Annotated in this window: 25 protein-coding genes and 1 other annotated feature; of the genes, 5 read left to right on the top strand and 20 right to left on the bottom strand. The window is 51.1% G+C overall.

Translation table 11 applies throughout. The features are described from left to right. Positions 1–38: 38 nt before the first annotated feature. From hisIE to hisL, 9 genes are all read right to left on the bottom strand, one after another. Positions 39–650 carry a bifunctional phosphoribosyl-AMP cyclohydrolase/phosphoribosyl-ATP diphosphatase HisIE gene (gene hisIE, locus LCS67_RS08325; RefSeq protein WP_000954847.1) on the bottom strand — a complete coding sequence of 204 codons (612 nt, stop codon included), beginning with the start codon at positions 648–650 and terminating at the stop codon, positions 39–41. Beyond that, entirely contained in the window at positions 644–1,420 is a 777-nt protein-coding gene (gene hisF / locus LCS67_RS08330; protein ID WP_000880125.1) for an imidazole glycerol phosphate synthase subunit HisF, read from the bottom strand. Before hisF ends, hisIE begins: the two co-directional genes overlap by 7 nt. After that, on the bottom strand, positions 1,402–2,139 hold the full coding sequence (hisA, locus tag LCS67_RS08335; RefSeq protein ID WP_000586406.1) for a 1-(5-phosphoribosyl)-5-[(5-phosphoribosylamino)methylideneamino]imidazole-4-carboxamide isomerase: 738 nt from the start codon (positions 2,137–2,139) through the stop codon (positions 1,402–1,404). The genes hisF and hisA overlap by 19 nt, the downstream gene beginning before the upstream one ends. Further along, positions 2,139–2,729 carry an imidazole glycerol phosphate synthase subunit HisH gene (hisH, locus tag LCS67_RS08340; protein ID WP_001103591.1) on the bottom strand — a complete coding sequence of 197 codons (591 nt, stop codon included), beginning with the start codon at positions 2,727–2,729 and terminating at the stop codon, positions 2,139–2,141. Before hisH ends, hisA begins: the two co-directional genes overlap by 1 nt. Then, the gene (hisB, locus tag LCS67_RS08345) at positions 2,729–3,796 is read right to left on the bottom strand and encodes a bifunctional histidinol-phosphatase/imidazoleglycerol-phosphate dehydratase HisB (RefSeq protein WP_000080044.1); all 1,068 of its coding nucleotides are present in this window, start codon (positions 3,794–3,796) and stop codon (positions 2,729–2,731) included. Before hisB ends, hisH begins: the two co-directional genes overlap by 1 nt. Then, positions 3,793–4,872 carry a histidinol-phosphate transaminase gene (gene hisC / locus LCS67_RS08350; RefSeq protein ID WP_000102715.1) on the bottom strand — a complete coding sequence of 360 codons (1,080 nt, stop codon included), beginning with the start codon at positions 4,870–4,872 and terminating at the stop codon, positions 3,793–3,795. Before hisC ends, hisB begins: the two co-directional genes overlap by 4 nt. Beyond that, the gene (gene hisD / locus LCS67_RS08355) at positions 4,869–6,173 is read right to left on the bottom strand and encodes a histidinol dehydrogenase (RefSeq protein ID WP_023231084.1); all 1,305 of its coding nucleotides are present in this window, start codon (positions 6,171–6,173) and stop codon (positions 4,869–4,871) included. Before hisD ends, hisC begins: the two co-directional genes overlap by 4 nt. A gap of 102 nt (positions 6,174–6,275) precedes the next feature. After that, positions 6,276–7,175, bottom strand: coding sequence for an ATP phosphoribosyltransferase (gene hisG, locus LCS67_RS08360; RefSeq protein WP_000886600.1), 900 nt, complete (start codon positions 7,173–7,175; stop codon positions 6,276–6,278). A gap of 46 nt (positions 7,176–7,221) precedes the next feature. Further along, positions 7,222–7,345: a sequence feature (His leader region), on the bottom strand. After that, positions 7,321–7,371, bottom strand: coding sequence for a his operon leader peptide (hisL, locus tag LCS67_RS08365; RefSeq protein WP_001364200.1), 51 nt, complete (start codon positions 7,369–7,371; stop codon positions 7,321–7,323). (Overlaps the previous feature by 25 nt.) A gap of 162 nt (positions 7,372–7,533) precedes the next feature. Here hisL and LCS67_RS08370 point away from each other — a divergent pair, with 162 nt between their 5' ends. The 4 genes from LCS67_RS08370 to plaP all read left to right on the top strand — a co-directional run bounded on the left by LCS67_RS08370 (position 7,534) and on the right by plaP (position 10,962). Then, positions 7,534–8,358, top strand: coding sequence for an SDR family oxidoreductase (locus LCS67_RS08370; protein WP_000754711.1), 825 nt, complete (start codon positions 7,534–7,536; stop codon positions 8,356–8,358). Positions 8,359–8,403: 45 nt separating this feature from the next. Continuing rightward, the gene (locus tag LCS67_RS08375; protein ID WP_000803316.1) at positions 8,404–9,318 is read left to right on the top strand and encodes a LysR family transcriptional regulator; all 915 of its coding nucleotides are present in this window, start codon (positions 8,404–8,406) and stop codon (positions 9,316–9,318) included. 233 nt (positions 9,319–9,551) lie between these two features. Next, complete coding sequence (gene yoeI / locus LCS67_RS08380) at positions 9,552–9,614, top strand: membrane protein YoeI (RefSeq protein WP_096335044.1); 63 nt, start codon at positions 9,552–9,554, stop codon at positions 9,612–9,614. After that, a complete protein-coding gene (gene plaP, locus LCS67_RS08385) occupies positions 9,604–10,962 on the top strand; it encodes a putrescine/proton symporter PlaP (RefSeq protein WP_001519005.1) in 1,359 nt (452 codons plus the stop codon). The genes yoeI and plaP overlap by 11 nt, the downstream gene beginning before the upstream one ends. A 135-nt stretch (positions 10,963–11,097) precedes the next feature. Here plaP and sbcB read toward each other — a convergent pair whose 3' ends face one another. Beyond that, positions 11,098–12,528 (bottom strand): exodeoxyribonuclease I, encoded by a 1,431-nt coding sequence (gene sbcB, locus LCS67_RS08390; RefSeq protein WP_129331651.1) that lies wholly within the window; start codon positions 12,526–12,528, stop codon positions 11,098–11,100. A gap of 175 nt (positions 12,529–12,703) precedes the next feature. Between sbcB and LCS67_RS08395 the strand changes: the two genes are divergently transcribed. Continuing rightward, positions 12,704–13,885 (top strand): tyrosine-type recombinase/integrase, encoded by a 1,182-nt coding sequence (locus LCS67_RS08395; protein WP_001007943.1) that lies wholly within the window; start codon positions 12,704–12,706, stop codon positions 13,883–13,885. On the opposite strand, the gene LCS67_RS08400 is transcribed toward LCS67_RS08395, so the two are convergent. The 10 genes from LCS67_RS08400 to LCS67_RS08445 form a co-directional block, all read right to left on the bottom strand. Continuing rightward, positions 13,866–14,072 carry a helix-turn-helix transcriptional regulator gene (locus LCS67_RS08400; RefSeq protein WP_000997833.1) on the bottom strand — a complete coding sequence of 69 codons (207 nt, stop codon included), beginning with the start codon at positions 14,070–14,072 and terminating at the stop codon, positions 13,866–13,868. The two genes, LCS67_RS08395 and LCS67_RS08400, sit on opposite strands and share 20 nt — an antisense overlap. A 176-nt stretch (positions 14,073–14,248) precedes the next feature. Further along, the gene (locus tag LCS67_RS08405; RefSeq protein WP_001754984.1) at positions 14,249–14,488 is read right to left on the bottom strand and encodes a DUF4060 family protein; all 240 of its coding nucleotides are present in this window, start codon (positions 14,486–14,488) and stop codon (positions 14,249–14,251) included. Between the two features lie 5 nt (positions 14,489–14,493). Next, positions 14,494–15,363 (bottom strand): DNA adenine methylase, encoded by an 870-nt coding sequence (locus tag LCS67_RS08410; protein ID WP_039501142.1) that lies wholly within the window; start codon positions 15,361–15,363, stop codon positions 14,494–14,496. After that, the gene (locus tag LCS67_RS08415) at positions 15,360–16,040 is read right to left on the bottom strand and encodes a lambda exonuclease family protein (RefSeq protein WP_000187056.1); all 681 of its coding nucleotides are present in this window, start codon (positions 16,038–16,040) and stop codon (positions 15,360–15,362) included. The genes LCS67_RS08410 and LCS67_RS08415 overlap by 4 nt, the downstream gene beginning before the upstream one ends. Further along, positions 16,037–16,822: a phage recombination protein Bet gene (gene bet / locus LCS67_RS08420; RefSeq protein WP_001648679.1), complete on the bottom strand. Its 786-nt coding sequence runs from the start codon at positions 16,820–16,822 to the stop codon at positions 16,037–16,039. Before bet ends, LCS67_RS08415 begins: the two co-directional genes overlap by 4 nt. A 5-nt stretch (positions 16,823–16,827) precedes the next feature. Then, positions 16,828–17,124 (bottom strand): host-nuclease inhibitor Gam family protein, encoded by a 297-nt coding sequence (locus LCS67_RS08425; protein WP_039501144.1) that lies wholly within the window; start codon positions 17,122–17,124, stop codon positions 16,828–16,830. Between the two features lie 90 nt (positions 17,125–17,214). Then, complete coding sequence (locus LCS67_RS08430; RefSeq protein WP_039501146.1) at positions 17,215–17,415, bottom strand: cell division protein FtsZ; 201 nt, start codon at positions 17,413–17,415, stop codon at positions 17,215–17,217. Between the two features lie 348 nt (positions 17,416–17,763). Beyond that, positions 17,764–18,426, bottom strand: a complete 663-nt coding sequence (locus LCS67_RS08435; protein ID WP_000950426.1) for a hypothetical protein — start codon at positions 18,424–18,426, stop codon at positions 17,764–17,766. Then, a complete protein-coding gene (locus tag LCS67_RS08440; RefSeq protein ID WP_000356948.1) occupies positions 18,426–18,812 on the bottom strand; it encodes a hypothetical protein in 387 nt (128 codons plus the stop codon). Before LCS67_RS08440 ends, LCS67_RS08435 begins: the two co-directional genes overlap by 1 nt. Next, the gene (locus LCS67_RS08445) at positions 18,805–19,644 is read right to left on the bottom strand and encodes a ParA family protein (RefSeq protein ID WP_001111772.1); all 840 of its coding nucleotides are present in this window, start codon (positions 19,642–19,644) and stop codon (positions 18,805–18,807) included. Before LCS67_RS08445 ends, LCS67_RS08440 begins: the two co-directional genes overlap by 8 nt. Positions 19,645–19,660 lie beyond the last annotated feature (16 nt).

Consider the following 19,660-nt stretch of genomic DNA (forward strand, 5'->3'; position numbering starts at 1 on the left):
CTCACTAAAAAACCGGGCGTTGCCCGGTTTTTTTACGCTTATTGATGACGCTTACGAAGATTGTCGATCACGGTGGTGAGGTTGAGATCCTGATCCTGCAACAGCACCAGCAGGTGGTACATCAAATCAGACGCTTCATTGGTCAGCTCAACACGATCGTTAACGGTGGCCGCCAGCGCGGTTTCCACACCTTCTTCGCCAACTTTTTGCGCAATACGTTTGGTACCGCTGGCGTACAGTTTCGCCGTGTAAGAGCTGGCCGGATCGGCGGTTTTGCGCTCTGCCAGTAGCTGCTCCAGTTGATACAGGAATAACCATTGATGGCTGGCGTCGCCAAAGCAGCTACTGGTACCTTTATGGCAGGTCGGCCCGACAGGGTTTGCCAGCACCAGCAGTGTATCGTTGTCGCAATCTGGCGCAATGCTGACGACATTCAGCACATGGCCTGAGGTTTCGCCTTTGGTCCATAAACGCTGTTTCGTGCGTGAGAAGAACGTAACATGGCCGGATTCAATGGTTTTGTCCAGCGCTTGTGGGTTCATATAACCCAGCATCAATACTTCGCCGGATACCGCATGTTGCACGATGGCTGGCATCAGGCCATCGGTTTTTTCCCAGTCCAGCTCGCGGCGTTGTTGCTCTGTTAACATATCCTGATCTCCACGCCCTGGCCTGCCAGGTACGCTTTTAATTCGCCAATATTGATGATTTGCTTGTGAAAAACGGAGGCGGCAAGCGCGCCGTCGACATCGGCATCACGGAATGCCTCAAGAAAGTGTTCCATCGTGCCCGCGCCGCCGGAGGCGATTAGCGGCACGCGGCAAACGTCACGGACTTTTTTCAACTGCGTCAGATCGTAACCGTTACGCACGCCGTCCTGGTTCATCATATTCAGGACGATTTCCCCCGCGCCGCGCTGTTGTACCTCTTGCACCCAGTCCAGCGTCTCCCACTGCGTCACGCGGGTACGGTTTTCATCGCCGGTATACTGGTTAACATGGTATTTCCCCGTGGCGTCGTCAAACCAGGTATCAATCCCGACGACAATGCACTGTACGCCAAAACGGTCAGCCAGACGGGTAATCAGCGTTGGGTCAGCCAGCGCCGGGGAGTTGATAGAGATCTTATCCGCCCCGAAAGAAAGAATTTTGGCGGCGTCGTCAATTGACCGGATACCGCCCGCTACGCAAAACGGAATGTCGATCACCTCGGCAACGCGCGCCACCCAGCTTTTATCGACTACGCGACCATCGCTGGAGGCGGTAATGTCATAGAACACCAGTTCGTCCGCGCCTTCGTCGGCATAGCGTTTGGCCAGCGGAACGATATCGCCAATGATCTCATGGTTGCGAAACTGTACGCCTTTCACCACCTGACCATCACGAACATCCAGACACGGAATTATACGTTTTGCCAGCATTGGATGGCCTCCTTAACGGTAAATTTCCCTTCCAGTAGAGCGCGCCCGACAATCACGCCGCGCACGCCGGTGCCGCGCAGGGCGGCAATATCATCGATATCGCCAATACCGCCGGAGGATTGAAAGGCGATCTGCGGATATCTGGCGCATACCTCTTCGTACAGCGAAACGTTAGAGCCCGCCAGCGTGCCGTCGCGAGAAATATCGGTGCACAGTACATGTTTCAGGCCGACGGGGAGATAGGTCTCCACCAGTTGCTCCAGCGAGACACCGGAATTTTCCTGCCAGCCGCTAACCGCCACCTGCTTGTTGCCGTGTTCGTCTATGCGAACGTCCAGCGCCAGCACCAGCGCCTGCGCGCCAAAACGTTCAAACCAGCCTTTCACCACGTCAGGGGATTTCACCGCCGTTGAACCGATGACCACACGGGCAACGCCAGCTTTCAGTAATGCCGCAACGTCTTCTTCGGTACGCACGCCGCCGCCGACCTGAACAGGCACGTTCACGCCCGCGACCAGGGTTTTAATCAGCGGTATCTGTCGCTTCGCCGGATCTTTAGCGCCGGTCAGATCTACCAGATGCAGCACCCCGGCGCCCTGGGCGGCGTAATCCTGCAAACGGGGCAGGGGATCGTTACCGTAATCCCGCTGGCGGGCGTAGTCGCCCTGATGGAGACGCACCACGGTGCCGTCAATTAAATCTAATGCCGGAATAATCATTACATCTCCAGGAAGTTTTTCAGCAACTGTGCGCCCGCCGCGCCCGAACGTTCCGGATGGAACTGTACGCCGAAGAAATTATCTTTCTGTACCGCCGCGGTGAATGGCTCGCCGTAATTGCACTGGGCGATAGTCCACGGGTTGACCGGCATCGCGTAGCTGTGCACAAAGTAAAAATAGGCGCCATCTTCAATGCCCTGAAACAGTCGGTTGCCCGCCTGCGGATACACGCGATTCCAGCCCATGTGCGGCAGCGGTAGACCAAAGTCGGTCATTTTCGGCACATCTTGTTCGATAATGTTCAGCAGATCCACGCCGCGCGTCTCTTCGCTGCGACGACCCAGCAGTTGCATCCCTAAGCAGATACCCAGTACCGGCTGAGTACACGCTTTAATTAAGTCGATCAGTTCACGTTCGCGCAGTTGATCCATAGCGGCCTGCGCCGTGCCGACGCCGGGCAGAAAGAGTTTGTCAGCGCGTAATACGATTTCCGCTTCGCGGCTGACCACCGGGGTGTAACCGTGGCGCGCCACGGCGGATTTTACCGAGCTTAAATTGGCGCAGCCGGTGTCAAGGATGACGACGTTCATCACAGCACTCCTTTCGAGGACGGTAATGTATCGCCCTCCACGCGAATAGCCTGGCGTAGCGTTCGACCAAAGGCTTTAAACAAACTTTCGACACGGTGGTGATCGTTCTTACCCTTAGTCTTGAGATGCAGAGTGACGCCCATCGTGTAAGAGAGTGAGCGGAAAAAGTGTTCAATCATCTCTGTGCTCAAATCGCCCACACGCTGGTAGGTAAATTCAGCTTTATATTCCAGATGCGGACGACCGGAAATATCCAGCGCGCAGCGCGCCAGACATTCATCCATCGGCAGTACAAAGCCAAAACGGCAGATACCGCGCTTGTCGCCGAGTGCCAGTTTTAATGCTTCACCGAGCGCCAGTCCGGTATCTTCTACCGTGTGGTGATCGTCGATATAGAGATCGCCCTTAACGGTAATCTCCATGCGAAAGCCGCCGTGGGTGGCGATTTGATCGAGCATATGGTCAAAGAAGCCGACGCCGGTATTAATCTTGCTGTTGCCTTCGCGATCCAGCCAGACGCTGACATCAATCTGTGTTTCTTTGGTGTTACGGACCACATGCGCATAACGATCGCGTTTCGTTAGCTGTTCGCCAATCATCGTCCAGTTCAGCGTTTCACGGTGATAGCGTAAACCAGTAATGCCCATGTTATCAGCGAGCTGGATATCGGTTGCACGATCGCCAATCACATAGCTGTTGGCGCTATCCATCGCTTGTTCCGCAAGATAACGCTCCACCAGCTTCACTTTGGGCTTACGGCAGTCGCAATCGTCTGCGGGCAGATGAGGGCAGATCAGCACCTCATCAAAGCATACGCCCTGAGAAGTGAAAATCTGCATCATCAGGTTGTGCGGTCCGTCGAAGTCCGCCTGCGGGAAGCTTTGCGTGCCAAGTCCATCCTGGTTAGTGATCATCACCAGCTTAAAACCGGCTTTTTGCAGCTTCAGCAATACGGGAATCACCTCTGGCTCAAAGGCCAGTTTATCAAAGCGGTCTACCTGAAAATCGCTTGGCGGTTCGGAAATTAAGGTTCCGTCCCGGTCGATGAAAAGATACTTCTGACTCATACTGGCTCCGCACGTAAGGCGTCAATGACGCGCTGGTTTTCCTGGCGGGTGCCGACCGTAATCCGCAGGCAGCCGCTTAAAGAAGGTTGTTTATTCTGATCGCGTAAGATAATGCCCTGATCCCATAAGGATTTAAACACGCTGCTGGAGGCAGTAAACCGCGCCAGAATATAGTTGGTTTCAGAGTCAAAGACGTGTTCTACGCAGGCGGTCTGTTGCAGGGCATTCACCAGATACTGACGTTCCTGCACTGTCTGCGCCACGCGATCGCGCATTGCGTTTATTCCCTGCGGACTCAGCGCCTGGGCGGCGATATCCGCCACTGGCGTAGAAAGCGGATAAGGGGCGATCACTTTTAACAGCAGGTTGATCACCTCTTCATTAGCCAGCGTAAAGCCGCAGCGCAGACCCGCCAGTGCAAAAGCTTTCGACAATGTGCGCAGGATAACCAGATGAGGATATTCAACCAGCCAGCCTGTCAGCGTGGCCTGCGGGCAAAACTCAATATAAGCTTCGTCGGCGACGACTATCGCTTTACCGCGTGTCAACTCCAGCAGCGTGCGCAGATCCTGCGGGTTGATAAGTTGCCCGGTAGGATTATTGGGGCTACAAACGAACACCACTTTTGTGCCGTCAAGGTTGTCGGAAATCCCCTGTAGATCCAGCTGCCAGTTTTCAAGCGCGGGAACCGTCCGGCGCTCTACGCCAATGGTTTCGGCGCTGACGCTGTACATACCGTAAGTGGGCGGACAGTAGAGAATGGCGTCTTTTCCCGGTTCGCAGAAGGCGCGGATCACCAGCTCGATCCCTTCATCCGCGCCGCGGCTGACCAGCACCTGCTCTGGCTTTACGCCAGCATATTGCGCGTAGTTTTCAATCACGGCCTTTGGCTGGCATTCCGGGTAGCGGTTAAGCGTTTGTTGGGTGAGCTGAAACTCCACCGCTGTCGGGAATTCATTCGCGTTCAGCCAGACATCGCCGTTACCGCCCAGACGGCGGGCGGACTGATACGGTACCAGGTTGCGGACATTTTCACGGGCTAAGTCAGCGACGCTGAGAGTGTTTTCAGTGCTCATGCTTGCTCCTTGAGGGCGTTTACGCGCAGGGTCACGGCATTTTTATGGGCGGTCAGACGTTCTGCCGCCGCCAATGTTTCAATGGTTGATGCCAGAGCGGAAAAGCCCGCTTTCGACAGTTCCTGAACGGTCATCCGTTTCTGGAAATCCGCTAACCCAAGGCTGGAACAGGTAGCAGTATAGCCATAGGTCGGTAAAACATGGTTGGTTCCGGAAGCGTAATCACCGGCGGATTCCGGCGACCAGTCGCCGAGAAATACCGAGCCTGCGCTGGTAATCGCATCCACCAAATCGCGCGCATTGCGCGTCTGGATGATTAAGTGTTCCGGCCCATACTGATTAGAGATGGCGACGCACTGCGCTAAATCTTTGGTCACAATCAGACGACTGGCGCTCAGGGCCTGCCGGGCGGTGTCCGCGCGCGGCAGCTCCGCCAGTTGACGTTCTACCGCCTCCGCCACCTTGCGGGCAATGTCAGCATCAGGCGTCAGCAGAATCACCTGGGAATCCGGACCGTGTTCTGCCTGGGAGAGCAGGTCAGAAGCGACGAAATCCGGTGTTGCGCCGCTGTCGGCGATCACCAGCACTTCAGACGGCCCGGCTGGCATATCGATAGCCGCGCCGTCGAGGCGTTGGCTGACCTGACGCTTGGCTTCGGTTACAAAGGCGTTGCCGGGGCCAAAAATTTTATCCACTTTCGGTACGGACTCGCTGCCGAAGGCCAGAGCGGCAATCGCCTGCGCGCCGCCGACGTTAAAGATTTCCTGCACGCCACACAGTTGCGCCGCATAGAGGATTTCATCAGCGATGGGCGGCGGCGAGCACAGAACCACGTTCTGGCATCCCGCAATGCGCGCCGGCGTCGCCAGCATCAGCACCGTTGAGAAGAGCGGAGCCGAGCCGCCGGGAATATACAGACCGACGGACGCGACGGGACGCGTAACCTGCTGGCAACGCACGCCTGGCTGGGTTTCCACATCTACAGGCGGTAGCGTCTGCGCGGAATGGAACGTTTCAATATTTTTGACGGCAGCGGCCATCGCCTGTTTTAATTCGTCGCTCAGACGCGCGCCGGCGGCGGCGATCTCTTCAGGGGTGACGCGTAGCGCTGTCACTTCTGTTTTATCAAATTTAGCGCTGTATTCACGCAGGGCATCGTCACCGCGCGTTTTTACATTATCCAGAATATCGCAGACCGTCCGGGTAATACTGTCAGAGGCGGAAATCGCCGGACGTGTCAGCAGCGCACACTGCTGTTCAGGGCTACAGCTGTTCCAGTCAATCAGGGTATTGAAGCTCATGGTCTTTACTCCATCACAGGGTTCCGCCTTATCCGGCCTACAGAACCCAAAATATCAACGCATTACGTAGGCCTGATAAGCGCAGCGCCATCAGGCGTCAGATCACTCCATCATCTTCTCGATCGGCAGTACCAGAATCGAGCTGGCGCCAAGCGCTTTCAGTTTCTCCATGGTTTCCCAGAACAGCGTTTCGCTGCTGACCATGTGCATCGCCACGCGCTGTTGCTCGCCCGCCAGCGGCAGGATTGTCGGCCTTTCGGCGCCTGGCAGCAGGGCGATAACCTCTTCCAGGCGTTCGCTTGGCGCGTGCATCATGATGTATTTCGATTCGCGCGCCTGAATCACGCCCTGAATACGGGTCAGCAATTTATCGATCAGCTGTTGCTTGCTCTGTGCCATCTCACCGTCGCGCTGAATCAGACAGGCTTTAGAGCGGTAGATAACTTCGACTTCACGCAGGCCGTTAGCTTCAAGCGTCGCGCCGGTAGAGACCAAATCGCAGATAGCGTCGGCCAGCCCCGCGCGCGGCGCGACTTCGACAGAACCATTTAGCAGACACGATTTAAAAGAGACGCCTTTCTGGTCGAGGTAGCGTTTGAGGAGGTGCGGATAAGAGGTAGCGATACGTTTACCGTCCAGCGCCGCCGGGCCGTCCCAGGCTTCGTCAACCGGCGTTGCCAGCGATAAACGGCAGCCGCCGAAGTCAAGACGGCGCAGGGTAAAATAGCGCGGATCTTCGCCCTGCGCGCGGCGATTGAGTAGCTCTTCTTCCAGCACGTTCTCGCCGATAATGCCGAGATCGACCACGCCATCCATCACCAGACCCGGAATGTCATCATCACGCACGCGCAGGATATCAATCGGCATGTTTTCCGCCATCGCAATCAGGCGCTGAGTGTGTAAATTAATTTTTATGCCGCAGCGGGCCAGCAATTCTCGTGAATCATCGCTTAAACGGCCTGATTTCTGAATAGCTATGCGTAAGCGGGTGTTGTCTAACATTCTGCGTTCCTCTTTATCCTGTCTGAACCGGTCTGTATCGCGCGCCAAAAAAAAGCCCCCGGAAGATGATCTTCCGGGGGCTTTCTCATGCGTTCATGCACCACTGGAAGATCTGAATGTCTTCCAGCACACATCGCCTGAAAGACTAGTCAGGATGATGGTGATGATGGTGGTGTTTAAATTGAACGCGTGTCATAAAAATTCCGATGAATGCTTATTCATTTGATACCTTTTAACCTAAACCACTTTTACGCCTTAAAGCAAGCGCTTTTTTCATTTCGCATTTATAGTATGAATTGTCAGTCACGGCGGGCTGGCGTAGCCTTATGTATAAGGCGTTAAAGTCAGGAGAAAATGGATGAAAAAGGTCGCAATTGTCGGTTTAGGTTGGTTAGGCATGCCGCTGGCAATGTCGCTGGCAGCGAGAGGCTGGCAGGTTACCGGCAGCAAAACCACCCTTGACGGGGTGGAAGCGGCCCGTATGAGTGGAATTGAAAGCTATCCGCTGCGTCTGGAGCCGGAGCTGGTCTGTGAGGCGGACGATCTTGACGCTCTGCTGGATGTCGATGCGCTGGTGATAACACTGCCCGCGCGCCGTAGCGGTCCGGGAGAGGATTTTTATCTGCAGGCGATGCAGGAACTGGTCGACAGCGCGCTGGCTTATCGTATCCCGCGTATTATTTTTACCAGTTCGACGTCTGTTTACGGCGATGCGCAAGGCGTGGTGAAAGAGAATACGCCGCGTAATCCGGTCACGGCCAGCGGGCGTACCCTGAAGGAACTGGAAGATTGGCTGCATAATCTGCCGGGCACGTCAGTGGATATTCTGCGGCTGGCGGGGTTGGTCGGGCCTGGACGCCACCCCGGACGTTTCTTTGCTGGAAAAACCGCGCCGGATGGTCAACACGGGGTCAATCTGGTGCATCTTGAAGACGTGGTTGGCGCAATTACCCTCTTGCTACAGGCGCCAAAAGGAGGGCACATCTATAATATATGTGCGCCGGCGCATCCAGCCCGCAACGTGTTTTATCCGCAAATGACGCGCTTGCTGGGAATAGCGCCGCCGCATTTTCGTGACGCACCGGACAACGGCAAAGGGAAGATTATCGACGGTAGCCGGATTTGTAATGAGCTGGGATTTGAATATCAATATCCCGATCCGCTGGTGATGCCGATGGAGTGAGTCGCTGTCCAGCAGGTGGTCGCCATATAGCGCAAGGGGACGAGTATGAAACCACTGCTGGACGTTCTGATTATTCTTGATGCGTTAGAAAAAGAAGGCAGCTTCGCGGCGGCGTCGGCAAAATTATTTAAAACGCCGTCCGCCCTTAGTTATACCGTTCATAAGCTGGAAAACGATCTTAATATCCAACTGCTCGACCGTAGCGGGCATCGCGCGCGATTTACGCGAACCGGTAAGATGCTACTGGAAAAAGGCCGTGAAGTGCTGCACACCGTTCGCGAGCTGGAAAAGCAGGCGATTAAACTGCATGAAGGCTGGGAGAACGAACTGGTCATCGGTGTGGATGATACCTTTCCCTTTTCTCTTCTGGCCCCGCTTATCGACGCTTTTTATCAACGCCACAGCGTGACGCGCCTTAAATTTGTTAATGGCGTTCTCGGCGGTTCATGGGAGACGCTGACGCAGGGAAGGGCGGATATCATCGTTGGCGCCATGCGCGCGCCGCCGCCTGACACCGGCTTTGGCTTTGCAAGACTGGGCGATCTTGAACTGGTGTTTGCTGTCGCTCCGCATCATCCGCTGGTTCATGAAGAGGAACCGCTTAGCCGCCAGACGATCAAACGTTTTCGCGCGATTGTGGTTGGCGATAGCGTCCATTCCTCGCGATCAATAGGGTCTGAACTGCTCGACGCTCAGGAAGCGATTACCGTGTTTGATTTTAAAACCAAGCTGGAGCTGCAAATTAGCGGCCTGGGATGCGGCTATTTACCGCGTTATCTGGCGCAGCGATTTTTGGAAAGCGGTGCGCTTATAGAGAAGAAAGTTGTAGCGCAAATCGTCTATGAACCGGTGTGGGTTGGCTGGAATGAACAGACCGCCGGGCTGGCCAGCGGCTGGTGGCGGGATGAAATTTTAGCAAATAATGCTATTGCTGGGGTGTATGCAAAATCGCCGGTTTAAAAATCAATCGCTTATGAAAAATAATTTTTTGAACGCGCTCGCATTCTCTTGTCATTTCACTTCAATTTAGGGCAGAATACGCCGCTTGCAAAAAATGACACTAACCGACGTTTTAATACGCGTCGGTTATTTTTTTGCTTCAAACACATCATTCAATACCAAGAGGCCGGGCTTCGTACCGGATAGATACTTACTTAAAAATCGACAGTTGTTGTCGCTGAGGAATCCAGAAAATGGGGCAATTTTTTGCTTACGCGACGGCATTCGCCGTAAAGGAGAATGACCATGTCGCATAACGTTACTCCAAACACCTCTCGCGTGGAATTACGTAAAACGCTTACGTTAGTTCCGGTTGTAATGATGGGTCTTGCCTATATGCAGCCGATGACGCTGTTCGATACATTTGGTATCGTTTCAGGCCTCACTGACGGTCACGTACCGACGGCGTATGCATTCGCGTTAATCGCGATTCTGTTTACGGCGTTGAGCTACGGGAAACTGGTGCGTCGCTACCCTTCCGCGGGTTCGGCGTACACCTATGCCCAGAAATCCATCAGCCCGACCGTTGGCTTTATGGTGGGTTGGTCTTCTCTGCTCGATTATCTGTTCGCGCCGATGATCAACATTCTGTTGGCGAAAATTTATTTTGAAGCGCTGGTGCCCTCCATTCCGTCATGGGTGTTTGTCGTGGCGCTGGTGGCCTTTATGACGGCCTTTAACCTGCGCAGCCTCAAATCGGTCGCTAACTTCAACACCGTGATTGTAGTGCTACAGGTGGTGCTGATTGCGGTCATTCTGGGCATGGTGGTTTATGGCGTATTTGAAGGCGAAGGCGCCGGTACGCTGGCGAGCACCCGTCCGTTCTGGTCCGGCGATGCGCACGTTATCCCGATGATTACGGGAGCGACGATCCTGTGCTTCTCCTTTACCGGCTTTGACGGCATCAGTAACCTGTCGGAAGAGACCAAAGATGCTGAACGCGTGATCCCGCGTGCGATTTTCCTGACCGCGCTGATTGGCGGCCTGATCTTCATCTTTGCAACCTATTTCCTGCAATTGTACTTCCCGGATATCTCTCGCTTTAAAGATCCGGATGCGTCTCAGCCGGAAATCATGCTGTACGTGGCGGGTAAAACCTTCCAGGTGGGTGCGCTGATCTTCTCTACTATCACCGTACTGGCTTCCGGTATGGCGGCGCATGCAGGCGTAGCGCGCCTGATGTACGTTATGGGGCGCGACGGCGTATTCCCGAAAAGCTTCTTCGGTTACGTTCATCCGAAATGGCGTACGCCAGCGATGAACATCATCCTGGTCGGGGCGATCGCGCTGCTGGCGATTAATTTTGACCTGGTGATGGCGACGGCGCTGATTAACTTTGGCGCGCTGGTCGCGTTTACCTTCGTTAACCTGTCGGTGATTTCGCAGTTCTGGATCCGTGAGAAGCGTAATAAGACGTTGAAAGATCACTTCCAGTATCTGTTCCTGCCCATGTGCGGCGCGCTCACGGTTGGCGCGTTGTGGGTTAACCTGGAAGAGAGCTCAATGGTACTGGGCCTGATCTGGGCGGGTATCGGGCTGATTTATCTGGCCTGCGTAACTAAAAGCTTCCGCAACCCGGTTCCACAGTACGAAGACGTCGCGTAATCGCGCGTATTATCGGCAATAGTAAAACCGGAGGCAGTGCCTCCGGTTTTTTGTCTGTCATCCAGCACGTTTACCAGATGGCTGCGTCACTATTTATCCGCTCTGGATTAACAATGCCCGTCAGGCATTGGTCAATTACACAATCTCAGTTGCGTACTGCCACAGTGATTTCAGCAACCCCAGCTTCGTTTTATCTTCCGCATACTGCTGAGAAAGCATCTGCAATTCGTTGGCATACTGTTGTAAAAACTCCGGCGTCAGTACCTGACGGCGATGCTCCAGCCAGCGCTGCTGCTCTGCGTCATCCAGCGTACCGGGAAAATTGCGTGCGCGGTAATTAAACAGCAGCTTCTCAATGCGCTTATCGACAAAGGTAATGTCCAGCGCGGGCAGGTTACGTGGCTCGGTTTCGAGTACGATTTTCATGGCTGCGCGATCGGCATCGCTGAAAAAACCATCATAGAGCTGGGCATCAACGTTATCCGAGGCGGCAAAAGGTTCGGCTTCGGCAAAAATCGCCACCACTTTGTCGCGGACCTGCGGGTTTTCACGCAACACTTTCAGGTTATCCAGGCAGTGCTGGCGGTTAATTCCCAGCCGGTCGGCATCCTCCGGGCGCAAGGTATTCGCCTGCGCCAGTACCGGACATTTATTGATATGCACCAGCTTTACCGGCACTGCGGCGAGATCGCCAAGATCGGCTTTGGCCGTATAAAGCCGCTCGCGAAGGGTGTCGCTGTCCAGCTCAAGAAGAGGAGAAATATCGCCTGCTAAATCGACCATGATCACCGCGTTACGGTTTTCAGGATGCCACGCCAGCGGCGCGACCCAGCTTGTATTACCGCGCCACGCGCCAAACATGCCGGAGACATGCACCAGCGGCTTCATTTGCGGAACGTCAATCAGCGCCGCCAGTTTATGTTTACTGCGGTGGCTATAAAGATAATCAAACAGCCGCGGCTGGCGTGTTTTCACCAGTTGCGCCATCGCAATAGTGGCGTAGACATCCGCCATCGCATCATGCGCGTTGCTGTGTTCGATCCCGTTCGCCTGGGTTAAATGTTCCAGACGAAAGCTGGGCAGGCCGTCGTCGTTTTCCGGCCAGTTAATTCCCTCCGGGCGCAGCGCATAACAGGCGCGCATGACATCCAATAGATCCCAACGTGAATTATCATGCTGCCAGCTCCAGGCATAGGGATCGTAAAAGTTGCGATAAAAAATATTGCGCGTGACTTCATCATCAAAGCGCACATTGTTGTAGCCCACAACGCAGGTTTTAGGAACGGTAAACAGCGCATGAATGCGTCTGGCGAAAGCGGCTTCGTTTTCTCCTTTCTCACGCGCTTCCTGCGGCGTGATGCCGGTAATCAGCACTGCGCCGGGCTGCGGTAGATAATCATCGGCGGGTTTGCAATAAAACACCTCCGGCTCGCCAATAACGTTGAAGTCGTTATCCGTACGGAGCGCGGCGAATTGCGCAGGTCTGTCGAGGGCCGGATGCGTACCGAAGGTTTCGTAATCGTGGAAGAGGAATGTATTCTGTACGCTGTTGTTTTTAACTGTCACCTGATGTACACGCCTGATGTTGTATGTCCATGAAATAAAATGTTTTTAGTGCCGTTTTTGATATTGATTGCTTTTATTTGTACATGTCTGGATATTGTGGTTTATGTTGGTACATGCGATATTGAGTACAAAATAAGTACATAAACCATAAAATCATTGAGTACAGAAAACTAAAATGGCAATCAGTGACACTAAGCTTCGCTCTGTCTATGGTAAACCATATTCCGGCCCATCTGAAATTACTGATTCTGATGGGTTGGGTATCCGTATTACTCCAAAGGGAATCATTAGCTTCCAGTTCCGTTTTCGCTGGGATGGGAAACAGCACCGCATGGGACTTGGTCGCTATCCTGCTCTCACTCTGCGTGACGCCCGTAACATAGTCGCAGATTTAAGAGAGTCCGTCGATAAAGGCATTGATCCTCGTGAGCTTGCCGGAAACAACAAGTCAAAGAAAAAACCAACGGTAAAAGACTGCCTGGATTACTGGGAGGCAAACTATGTTAACGTGGCTTTGAGGGAAAAGACTAAGGCACTTTACAGGTCGACGGTCATAAAGCACATGAGTGATGCGTTCGCCGGTGTTCCGATTGAAGAAATTCCTGTTCGCCTGTGGGTTGAACGATTTACTGACGAAGAGCGATTAAACCCACGCAGGGCTCGTCAGTTACTGGTACAACTTCGGGCAGCTATTGGCTGGTGTACACGCAGACAATTTATCAGCACGGCTGATTTAATGCTGTTACAGCCAAAAGATGTGGGGACAAAACCAACCGTGGGTGAGGTGACACTCAGTTATAATCAGCTTGCTAAAATCTGGCTGGCGATAGAGCGTAGCAGAGGGTCAACGTCTAACCGATTGCTCCATCAACTACTGATGCTGTATGGCGCAAGGAATAGCGAACTTCGCTTGGCTGTTAAGGAGGAATTCGATCGTGAGGAGGGGATATGGACCGTACCCGCCGAAAAAAGTAAAACGAACAGAATTATCAGACGACCAATTTTTGACGCGGCCGATCAGTTGCTTAAAAAAGCAGAAATGACATACGGGAATATTCTTTTCCCTGGTCCGGATCTGAAAAAGTCCATGACTATTGCTGGTGCAAACAGATTTCTTGGAAGGATAGAATCATCCCTGGGTATTGGCGAATTTTCCGCTCATGATTTTCGGCGTACACTGGCAACCAGACTTTCAGAAGAAGGTATAGCTCCGCATGTTATTGAGAAAATGTTGGGGCATGAGCTGGGCGGCGTACTTTCTGTTTATAACAAACATGACTGGATTGCTGAACAGAAAGCCGCCTATGAGCTGTACGCTGAAAAAATATTCTGGCATATCAGGAAGATTTCTGGTTGATCCCCCCGTTTAAGATCCACTGTACCACCTCAGACTGAAGGTATTGTTTGGGGTGAGTTCGGATTGGTTTTGGAAAATTATATAGCTTGGTATATTTCGAAATGGTCATCCGTGAAGATACTTTGATCATTCTCATAGCTTCTTTTTCGTCAATCATACCAACATTGTTCTGTGCAATATCGTTCATATCCACCTCACAGACTGGCTACATAGACAGCACCAGCGACCATCGCAGTAGAATAAAGAGTGCTGGCAGTTAGGCGTCGAATGTTCCCACACTGCATACCGCCAATCACGACAGGGTTCTCGATTTTGTTGCTCATCGTTTTCTCCAGTGGCCCTGCAGCGGGCCATCGCTAATATTCAGTTTGCCTGTGCCGGCAGATTTCTAAGTTTCCGGACGCCGATCATTGCGGTGGCTACGTAGCTGGTGGCCCGGTTAACTACTTCGACAGGAACCTTTACGCCATCCACTACAACGGTGTAATTGGTAACGTGCTTTTGTCTGCCGTAATCGCCGAACTTCTCATGATGCGCAGCCAGTGCAATATCACATGCGCGACGACCGACTGGTGATTGCTTGCTTCTGTTAATAAGTTTCATCATCACTAAATCCCCAGTGAGGCGACGATATCGTTCGCTGTTTCTCGGGTACTGCCTTTACTCGATATTGATCTGCGGGCATTGACCCGGTGCAAAGTGAAGCCGTGCCGCTCGTAAAGTTCAATAACGCGTGGTGCGGTAGAATTACTGATAAACACCTTTGCGCCGCGCTGATGGGCTGCAACGCAGCTTTCAGCAAGCGCTACCTGGCTATCCCATGAGAACCCACCGGAGGCGTAGCTAGTGAAGCCAGTGGTGCCGGGTATTGGCTCGTATGGCGGATCGCAGTAAACGACATCACCATCACCCGCCAGCCTGAGAGTACGTTCGAAACCCGCAGTCATAAATACGCACGCGCGAGACTTCTTCCTGAATGCCCTGATCTCTTCTTCCGGGAAATATGGGGCTTTATACTTTCCCCATCCAACATTGAAAAAACCGTCAAGGTTGTAACGCATCAGACCGTTAAAGCAGTGCCTGTTGAGATAAAGGAATGCGGCTGCTCGTTCTGTCGCATTCAGTTTCTGGGCGTTGAATGCTTCACGAATTACTGTGTAGTTTTCGGCATCATTCAGATGTCTGAAAGCTTTTATTGCCTCTGCGATTACCGAATCAGGCACTACGGCCAGCATCTGGTACAGGTTAATCAGGTCGGCGTTGACGTCAGCCAGAAGGAAACGTTCGTGCTTGTCTGAGTTGAGAAACACCGAACCGCCGCCCACAAATGGTTCTATCAGTCGTTTACCTGCCGGGATAAGACGATCCAGTTCCGGCAGCAGCGAATATTTACCGCCTGCCCATTTCAGGAACGGGCGGCGCCAGGTGCGCGGAACACTTTTTTCAACTGGTAGTACTGCCGTTGTTGCGTGCGTCATCGCCACTGCTCCCCGAACGTGAAGCCAATCTCCTTTAGCGCTTCGTCCATCTTTTCGATAAATTCCGGTACCATTTCATTGAAGAGGGACGTGTATTTGTCGTCGCGCTCAACAACCACGTGGTGAATGCCTTCTCGCTTCATGCGCGGGTCATAATTCGCGAAATACCAGGCATCTCTCCCGGTTACCCACATGCTGAATTGCACCTGGGCCATATAGGCGGATTTGATAGCCTCGAAGCCGCCAAGCCTGAATTTCATAAAGTCGCGAGAGGTGAAAGGGCACTTCAACTCAAGACCGCGGCCATCACTGCACAGGCCGTCAGGAGAACAGGCGGTACGCATGCCCTCGTCACGGAAAAGGATCGGCGATCCGGTGACCTTCACGTCAGTGGTGAACTCAAACAGGGTGCGAGCATCGTCCTCATACTGTTTCCCCCAGGCCAGCGCCCTGGCGTTAACTTCCGGCGCCACGCCGGTGCAAACTTCAGCAAGAAGGGTGAGAAAGTAGGACATCTTCATATCAGTCCACTTCTTGCCCGACTTTGGCCTGGAAATGACGTTGTGAACTTCGGAAGCAGTGATGACACCGAGGCGTAGACGGTGCCATGCTTCATCACCTTGCTCGATGTTGCTAACGTCAATACCTGTACGAGCCAGGATAATTTCTGGTGTCATGCTTCCACCTTCTGTTCTGCTGCTTTCTGCTTCAGGAATCCGAGGGCTTTCACTGCTTCGATTTGCGTAAGATCTGACGATGCACCAATATCGCGGCGGAAGATTTGGGAGCAGAGCGGCAGCAGATCGTCATCCCATGTTTTATTCAGGGTGATCAGCAGATCATTAATTTCCCGCATGGTTTCATCGCTAACCGGAGTGATGTCGCGTTCCGTCTGGCGATCTGTGGTATACGTGGTATTTTCGACAATGCGTTCGGCCTCATCCTTGTCGTAGATGCCTGCGAAACCGAAGGCAAGACGGGCGCACTGGATCATTGCTTTGTGTCGCAACATCCGTTTGGGATGTGACTGCCACGGTCCAGTAATCTCACGACCATCACGGGTTTTGAATGGTTCCCGGCGACATTCATCCATCCATTCGGTAACGCAGATCGGATGGTTGCGGTCCTTACGGTAAATCCTGCATGTACATGATTCGTTATCCTGCTCAAAATCCATGCCGTCAAACTGCTGGTTTTCGTTGATAATACGGGACCAGCCATCAACACCCACCACAGGGACGATCCCGTTCTGCTTATCAGGAAAGGCGTAAATTTCTTTCGTCCACGGATTAAGACCGTACTGGTTGGCGACTATCAGTAGCGCAATAAACTGCGCATCACTGGCATCACCTTTAAACGCTGTCTGGCGCAATGTGGTGATCAGTTCCTGCGGATCTACAGAATCCATTCCTACACGTTCAGCCAGTTTTCCTGCCAGTGTTGCGAGTGCTGTGCTCATTTGTCTTATTCCTCTGATTCAATATCAATTTGATGCAGGGAAAACACCTCAACCATGTACCGCACAAACTCCGACGCGCGCTCCTGGAATTCGACATCGTCATCAAATGCCCGACTGATCGCTTTTTTGTTGGCGCCGTGACGCGGTAGCTCGTCCATACACAGCGACTCCAGCATGTGAAGCGACAGTCCTTTCTCCAGATCGTCAGCAAGTTCTGACTCTTTCTCTTCTCTGGCGATTTGCTGGTAATGCTGGGTCCAGTCCTGAGCCTCGATCCGGTCGTAAGTGAGATATGCGTTCATGGCTGAACTCCTGAATTTTGTTTGCAGAATCCCCGACACCATGTGGTCTGCCAGAATCTGTGCAGTATTTCGTTTTGCTGGTTTTTCCTGCTAATGGGTTGCAGGTTTGCCGTGTTGGTTGAGGTAAACCTCGATCTCGTCGTTGGTTGTCCGCAGGCGTTCGAAAAGGGCAAACAAGTACAACCCTTTTCCTACGTTTGCAGATGCGCGGTATGTGCGCCCCTGGTACTTAACCAGCATTCCCGGTACAACGCTGGTTCTTGGTAATGTTGTTGTGCCGTAATTAGTCATCTCATCCTCGTGCCGATATCGCCCGGCCAGCGGAACATTGTTTAAACCTTCTGCGCGTTAACTTTTCCACCTCATTCCGGTCTTCGTATGCCCCGGACGGCTACTTCGTGGGCGTCCTGCCTGGGTGGTCGTGGTGCGTTTTGGTGATTTCATTAAACACAATGTTTAAACATATGTCAACATAATGAGTATAAATCAATAAACAAAATGTTTAATCTGACTTTTGGAGGTGTGATTTATGCCGATTTTGGACAAAAAAAACCAGCCATGAGGCTGGGATCACTTGCAGTTTTGGGGAAGGGGGCTAAGGATAAAAAACGTCTTTGTTGCCCGGTTAAATTAGAGGTGTTAGTTCAGCGCTTTAAATTTGGTGTATAAACTATTCCCCAGCAGATACTTCAGATCTGCCATGGATCTATAAAATGTACTCGCAACTTCATAGTGAAAATAAGTAATGTAAGTTTCCATTACGGAACTTGTTAATCTATGTAGATTACGAATAAGATTCTTTTGCGATGAATGGCAGTCGTTTACAAGCAACTGCAAAAAAGTTGCTGACGTGTTAATATTTGCTTGCGGTGAAAAATGCACATAATGACAAGCGTTTATATAAACATTGTGCAGATAGTTCCAATTTTCATTTCTTCTATTAGATTTAAGGTAATCAAAATCTCGTCGTCGTACCGTTCCATCGAAATCACCACCAGAATAAGTTTTATTCAAAGCTATTCTTGCTATATGCTCAATCATAGAACGAAGATTTAAATGTAAATATCGTTCTCTTTTATTTAATATTGCAACGATGGAATTTAAAGAATCATAAATTATACCCTTCACATGTGATTTGTGTGATAGATTGGTATTCATTTCAATAATCATGCTATAAATTCTAACGTGTTTGAAAACACTTACCAAGGTATTTATATCTGACTCATCACTCAGATACTTAGTTGCCTCTTGGCGAAACCTGTCAGTTTCTGCTCTGTTGCCGTATGGGTCGTTAGAAAGCATTATTTATCGCCTTTCTTAAGCATCCTAGATACCCACAGATCCATATTAGAAAGTGCTGTATTTCTTTTTTTATGGCCTTGCAGGTCTTCTTCTTTAGAAAAAATATTTTCGAAATATGAACGAGCCATAACACCATAGTTATTGATTTCTTTTCTTTCTCTGCTTACTAAAAATCTGCATATTTTTGCGCAAATAAGTGTTCTTGAGCGAACAACGTATGGTAATAGGGCTATGGAAAAGACACTTTCAACAAAATCTTTTACATCATGATTTGATTTTAACAAATCTTTATCAAGTAAGATGGTCACAAAAAGACCTATCGCGGATTCTTTTGTTACTCCGCCATGGGCAAACCTGAATAGAGTGTTGTATTGTTCTTTATCCATTTTCACTCACCATTAGTTGGTCAACTCTTAATGCGAATTCTGTTGATATTGCGCTTATATCACTTCTTGACTTTGTATAGCAAGAGGGAATGTTACCCTGCTGCCCAACCATTAAATCTCGTACGTATGATAACTTATGTTCAAAGAAGTAAAATTCACTGAATTTTTCTTCAAAATTATCTTTTATCTTGCTTGTTTTTAATGTCAATTCATCATCAGTATTGGTGTAAACGAATCCTAAGTGTCTAATATTCGGATTATGATTGTGTCTTACATTTCGCACCACACTGACCAGACTAGTTGCTCCTAAAATGGAGTAGTGATCAATTTTTACCGGAACGACATAAAAATCTGAAGCAACAAGTGAAGCATCAGTGAAAATTGATATTGTAGGAGGGCTATCTAGGAAAATATAATCATATTGGTCACGGAGGTTGTTATCATCGATGAACCTCTTGATTTTGAATATTCTTACAGACTCCTGAGATGTGTCAAAGATTATATTAATATCACCTAAGATGACGTCGAGGTTATCAGAAACTTTAGTTATAACATCAACAGGTCTAATGGCTTGAGCCGTATCCATAATGGATGTTGGAACTTCGAAAATTCGACGTATTGTGATTTTATTTGTTTGAAGTTGATCAAGATATTCATCGACACGACCATAATGACCTAGGAGTGATTGAGTTGCATTGAATTGAGGATCAACATCAATAACTAAAACTCTTTTACCAAGATAGTTAGCCATGAACTCAGCAATGCCAACACATAGAGTTGTTTTTCCTACCCCGCCTTTCATATTAATAAAGCTAATTACCGATGCTGGCATAATTATTCCTTGCTAT

This window comes from Salmonella sp. A7 (assembly GCF_020181675.1).
GTDB classification, from domain to species: domain Bacteria; phylum Pseudomonadota; class Gammaproteobacteria; order Enterobacterales; family Enterobacteriaceae; genus Salmonella; species Salmonella enterica.